The sequence below is a fragment of the Shewanella sp. M16 genome (genome assembly GCF_018224605.1).
GTDB classification, from domain to species: domain Bacteria; phylum Pseudomonadota; class Gammaproteobacteria; order Enterobacterales; family Shewanellaceae; genus Shewanella; species Shewanella oncorhynchi.
Genome location: NZ_JAGTUL010000114.1, coordinates 1 through 546 on the forward strand (window position 1 = coordinate 1; position 546 = coordinate 546).

1 protein-coding gene is annotated in these 546 nt (G+C 50.9%); it reads right to left on the bottom strand.

Annotated features, from left to right (window positions below):
* A partial coding sequence (locus tag KFE26_RS23645; RefSeq protein WP_212601921.1) for a transposase occupies positions 1 to 441 on the bottom strand: 441 nt, incomplete at its 3' end.
* Positions 442 to 546: the final 105 nt, after the last annotated feature.

Genomic DNA, 546 nt, shown 5'->3' on the forward strand with positions numbered 1-546 from the left:
GTCGCGTGCCCAGCGATGCTGCTCAATCAGTCCAACGACCTGCTGCGCCTTGGGTGCAAACAATAAAACCGTGTGCGCTTCCAGCCCGCTGGAATGTTTGTGGGACGTGGTATGTCCAAGTTCTTCCTCGACACTTGGGTGGGTGAACTCCAACGACGTGGTGTCTTCCAGCGCCAGTAGGCAGTCAAATGGTTCGCAGGCTTGCACTGTGGCAGCAAAACCTGCCTCAGCAATCGCTGCTGGATTGATATGCTCGTTACGGACAAAGCGATAAGCGGCTTCAATGTCTGCACTGGATGAAAGGGATTGCACGATAGATTGTCCTGTATGAGCTGCAAGTTGGGCTGCCAACTGTACAAGCCGTTTGGTCCTTCGTACATCCCCTAATTGTGCGCGCTGAAAAATGCTCTGTGCCCAGAGTGATGGTTCACTTAAAAACATGGCATGTGGTATCTGAAACAAAAGGTCAGGATCAGATCAGGGTAATTGAAAATGGTTCAAAAAAATCCCCCGGGGCAAACTGAGGGATTTGTGTAGAAGAGACAG